This is a genomic window from Eggerthella sp. (assembly GCF_048329335.1).
GTDB classification, from domain to species: Bacteria; Actinomycetota; Coriobacteriia; order Coriobacteriales; family Eggerthellaceae; genus Eggerthella; species Eggerthella lenta.
On sequence record NZ_DBFEGU010000131.1, the window covers coordinates 1 to 4502 of the forward strand.

A 4502-nucleotide genomic window follows, 5' to 3' on the forward strand; every position below is an offset into this window, starting at 1 on the left:
GGCCTCGCCCGCCTCGCCTCGGCGGGGCGCCTCATGCAGGGCCGCTTCGGGGAAGACGGGGACGGGCGGGCGCGCGCCTGGGTCGAGACGGGTGTGTTCCGGCGTCTGCGCTCGCTGTCGTTGGCGGAAGCGCGCCGCGCCGTGCAGGCGGTGAGCCCGAGCGCGTTCGCGCGCTTCCTGATCGACCTGCAAGGAGCAGGGCCGCTGGGCGAGGAGCGATTCGAGGGCATCGACGGACTCGCCCAGGTGATCGCCCAGTTCGAAGGCGTGTTCCTGCCGGCTTCGGCCTGGGAGGCGCACGTGTTCCCCAGCCGCGTGCGCGACTATCGTCCCGGCATGCTCGACGAGCTGCTGGCTTCAGGCGACGTGGTGTGGGCGGGCGCTCGCCGCGAAGGCGACGAGGGCGATGGGCATGGGCGGGCGCCGCGGCCTCGCAGCTCCCGCGAGCGCGAAGCCGCAGGCCTCGTCGCGTTCTATCCCACCGATTCGCCGTTCGCGCCCGTACGGCCCGATCTGGCCGATGCGCCGTCCGACGGGCCGAAGCCGGAAGGCTCGGCGGCGCCGTCGGTCGAGGCGGCCGTGGTGGAAGCGCTCGGGTTCGGAGGCGGCTTGTTCTTCCGCCAGATCGTCGATGCGGTGCGCCGACGGCTTGCGCCCGAGTTCGTCGACGAGGCGGTCGTAGCCTCCACCATGCGCGAGCTCATGTGGGACGGGCGCGCGACGAACGACACGTACGCGCCGGTGCGCGCCTCGCTCGAAGGCGCGGGCGCTGCTGCGGGCAAGCCGCGCAGCGCGCCGCGTCGACGCGTGAGCAGCCGCCGGTCCGCCATGCGCACCGTCGATTCGCCGACGATGCGGGGCATAGCGTCCGCGCAGGCCGCGGTGGGCGCGGCTCTGACGGGGCGGTGGTCGCTCATCATGCCGTCGCCGGAGAACGACACGGTGCGCGCCATCGCGCTGGTGGAATCGATCCTCGATCGCTACGGCGTGCTGTCTCGCGACGTGGTGCAGCTGTCGGGCGTGCCCGGTGGGCTGGCCGCGTTGCTTCCCGTGCTGCGGCAGATGGAGGACGTGGGGGATGTGCTGCGCGGCGCGTTCGTGCAGGGCCTCGGCCCCGCGCAGTTCGCCGCGCGCGAGACCATCGACGTGCTGCGCACCTACGAGGCGGGCGACGGCGAGGCCGATCCACGCGAGCCCGTCGTGCTCGCCGCCGACGATCCCGCGTGCCTGTACGGCGCCGGCCTGCCTTGGCCGCCGGTCGCGCGCGCCGATGCCGAGGGCGCGGAGGAGCACGAAGCCCGTCCGACGCGTCGCGCGGGCAGCCTCGTCGTCGTGCTGGGCGGCGTGCCGGCGCTCTACGCTGCGGCGGGGTTGCGCTCGCTGCTGTCGTTCACGGACGACGGAGACGCGCTCGCCCGGGCCGCGCGGGCCCTCGTGGCGCACGAGAAGCGCTCCCTCAGGCGCGCCGGAGCCGAAGGCGCCCGCAAGAAGGTGGTCGTGGAAACGCTCAACGGCCGATCGATCCTGGATTCCCCGCTTGCCGAAGTCCTGCAAGATGCGGGGTTGGTGCGCCTTCCCGACGGCATGCGCCTCTACGTCTCGCCGTTCTGACGGTTCCGACGGCTCCGGCGGCCTACGGACTGCGCCAACCTGTGCGCCTTACATGCCCCGAACAAGAAAAGGAGCCGCCCGAGGGCGGCTCCTTCCGAACGATCGCAAGCCGGGCGTGCAGTCTAGCCCAGCAGCTTCTCCACGTAGGCCAGCTTCACGCAGACGGTGAACACGTCCATAGCCTCGTCCAACTCCTCCAGCGGCGGCAGGGTGGGGGCGATGCGGATATTGCTGTCGTTCGGATCCTGCTTGTACGGGTACGTGGCGCCTGCGCCCGTCATCGTGACGCCTGCTTCCTTCGCCAGGGTCACGACGCGCTTGGCACAGCCTTGCGGTGCGTCGAACGACACGAAGTAGCCGCCGCGCGGGTTCGACCACGAGCAGCCGCCCACCTCGTCGAGTCCCTCCTGCAGCTTGGCGTTCACCAGCTCGAACTTCGGGCGCAGGATGGCGGCGTGCTTGGCCATGTGCGCCGCCAGGCCTTCGGCGTCGCGCAGGAAGCGCACGTGGCGCAGCTGGTTCAGCTTGTCGTGGCCGATGGTCTGCACGCCCACGCGTTTCTTGATCTCGGCGATGTTGGCCGGGCTCGCCGCCAAGGCGGAGATGCCCGCGCCGGGGAACGTCACCTTCGAGGTGGAGGCGAACTTGAAGCAGCGGTCCTCGGTTCCCGCTTCGCGACAGGCGGCGGCGATGTCGAGCAGCTGATCCTGCTCGGCCGCGTCGTCGAACAGATGGTGCACGCAGTACGCGTTGTCCCAGAAGATGCGGAAGTCGTCGGCGGCGCACTCCATGGCGGCCAGGCGGCGCACCGTCTCGTCGGAATACGTCGTGCCGCCGGGGTTCGAGTACTTCGGCACGCACCAGATGCCCTTCACGGAGGCGTCGGAGGCGGCGATGCGCTCGACCTCGTCCATGTCGGGCCCTTCGTCGGTCATCGGCACGGGGATCATCTCGATGCCGAACTCCTCGGTCACGCCGAAGTGGCGGTCGTAGCCGGGAGCGGGGCAGATCCACTTCACCGTGTCCAGCTTGCCCCACGGCTCAGAGCCCAGCGTGCCGAACATCCAGCAGCGCGCCACGGTGTCGTACATGATGTTGAGGCTGGCGTTGCCGAACACGATGACGTTGTCCGGCTCGTCGTCCAGCATGCAGGCCATGAACTCCTTGGCCTCGGGAAGGCCGAATCCCACGCCGTAGTTGCGGCAGTCGGTGCCGTCGGCGGCCACGCAGTCCTCCATCGTGGTCACGGTTTCCAGCAGCGGCATGCTGAGGTCGAGCTGCGCCTTGGCGGGCTTGCCGCGCGCCATGTTCAGCGCCAGACCGCGCGCCTTGATCTCGCCGTACTCGCGCTCCAGCTCCTCCTTGAGCGCTGCCAGCTGAACGTTATCCATCTCCGCGTACGTGGGCATCGTGCTTCCTTCCATTGTGAGTCGTGCGTACGATCCCCAGTATAAGGTTAAGGGGAAAGGCCGTCGATAGCGTTTTCGCCGAACGACGGTCCGGTGTCCCGCGTGCAACGGCTCCGCCGCCCTCCGCTGCGCCGGAAGCTCCGCGCGCTACGATGCGGGCATCCGACGAAAGGAGGCCCTCATGCCCATACCCGACCCGCGCGCCAACGAGAAGAAGGAAACCTACATCTCGCGCTGCATGGAGCACATCACCCGCTACGAGAAGGACAAGTTCCCCGATCAAGACCAGCGCGCCGCCATCTGCTACTCCACTTGGGATCGCTGGCAGAAGGACCACGGCCACCCCGAGAAAGCCGAAAAGTAGGCTTCGTTCCAAGTCCCTTCATCCTGCATGAGGCGGGGCGGCGGGGGCGATGACCTGCCTCCGCCGCAATTAGTCGCGCTTCGACCCGCGCCGTTGTCGTATAATTCCCTCATTTCGCATAGAGAAGAGGGGAGGAGACACCTGTGGTTTCCAACGATTTTTGGGTCGTATTCGCGATGCTCCTGTATTTCGTCGCGGTGCTCACCATCGGGTTCGTGTACGCGAAGCGCTCGAACTCGTCGACGGCCGAGTACTTCCTCGGCGGCCGCGGGGTGGGGCCGTGGCTCACGGCGCTGTCGGCGGAGGCGTCCGACATGTCGGGCTGGTTGCTCATGGGCCTGCCGGGCGTGGCCTACTTCACCGGTGCGTCCGACGCCATGTGGACCGCCATCGGCCTTGCCATCGGCACGTATCTCAACTGGAAGTTCGTGGCGAAGCGTTTGCGGAAGTATTCCGTGGTGGCGGGCGATTCCATCACGCTGCCGGAATTCTACAGCAAGCGCTTCCATGACCGTAAGAACATCGTGTCCACGGTGGCCGCGCTCATCATCATGGTGTTCTTCTGCGTGTACGTGGGCAGCTGTTTCGTCACGTGCGGAAAGCTGTTCGCCACGCTGTTCGGCCTCGACTACGCCACGATGATGGTGCTCGGCGCCATCATCGTGTTTTTGTACACGCTGGTCGGCGGCTACCTTTCGGTGGTCACCACCGACTTCGTGCAGGGCGTGCTCATGTTCTTCGCGCTGGCCACCGTGTTCGTGGGCTCGGTCGCCTGGGCGGGCGGCGTCGACAACACCGTCGCGTTCCTGCAGAACATCCCCGGCTTCCTCAGCGGCACCCAGATAGCGGTGCCCCTCGTGGACGACGCGGGCCGGCAGCTCGTGGAGAACGGGACGCCCCTGTTCGGCGACGCGGCCGAGTACCCGCTCATCACCATCGCCTCGATGCTGGCGTGGGGCCTCGGCTACTTCGGTATGCCGCAGGTGCTCGTGCGATTCATGGGCATCCGCTCGGCTGACGAGGTGAAGAAGTCGCGCGTGATCGCGGTCGTATGGTGCGTCGTGTCGCTGGCCTGCGGCATCTGCATCGGCTTGGTGGGCCGCGTCATCATTCCCGTC

General features: G+C 68.1%; 3 protein-coding genes and 1 pseudogene. 3 read left to right on the forward strand and 1 reads right to left on the reverse strand.

Annotated elements, in window-relative coordinates:
• Positions 1-1611 (forward strand): annotated as a pseudogene (locus tag ACMO6A_RS04030) (ATP-dependent helicase); the annotation flags it as partial.
• Positions 1612-1733: 122 nt separating this feature from the next.
• Here the strand turns inward: ACMO6A_RS04030 and ACMO6A_RS04035 are convergent.
• Complete coding sequence (locus ACMO6A_RS04035; protein ID WP_009306310.1) at positions 1734-3020, reverse strand: aminotransferase; 1287 nt, start codon at positions 3018-3020, stop codon at positions 1734-1736.
• 181 nt (positions 3021-3201) lie between these two features.
• Here ACMO6A_RS04035 and ACMO6A_RS04040 point away from each other — a divergent pair, with 181 nt between their 5' ends.
• Together ACMO6A_RS04040 and ACMO6A_RS04045 are read left to right on the forward strand one after the other, a co-directional pair.
• Positions 3202-3384, forward strand: a complete 183-nt coding sequence (locus ACMO6A_RS04040) for a hypothetical protein (protein ID WP_009306308.1) — start codon at positions 3202-3204, stop codon at positions 3382-3384.
• Positions 3385-3527: 143 nt separating this feature from the next.
• The coding region (locus ACMO6A_RS04045; RefSeq protein ID WP_418470817.1) for a sodium/proline symporter at positions 3528-4502 on the forward strand (975 nt) is incomplete at its 3' end.

Coding starts and splice junctions, on each gene's coding strand:
- ACMO6A_RS04035 (WP_009306310.1), bottom strand. CDS start 3,020: ATGCCCACGTACGCGGAGATGGATAACGTTCAGCTGGCAGCGCTCAAG.
- ACMO6A_RS04040 (WP_009306308.1), top strand. CDS start 3,202: ATGCCCATACCCGACCCGCGCGCCAACGAGAAGAAGGAAACCTACATC.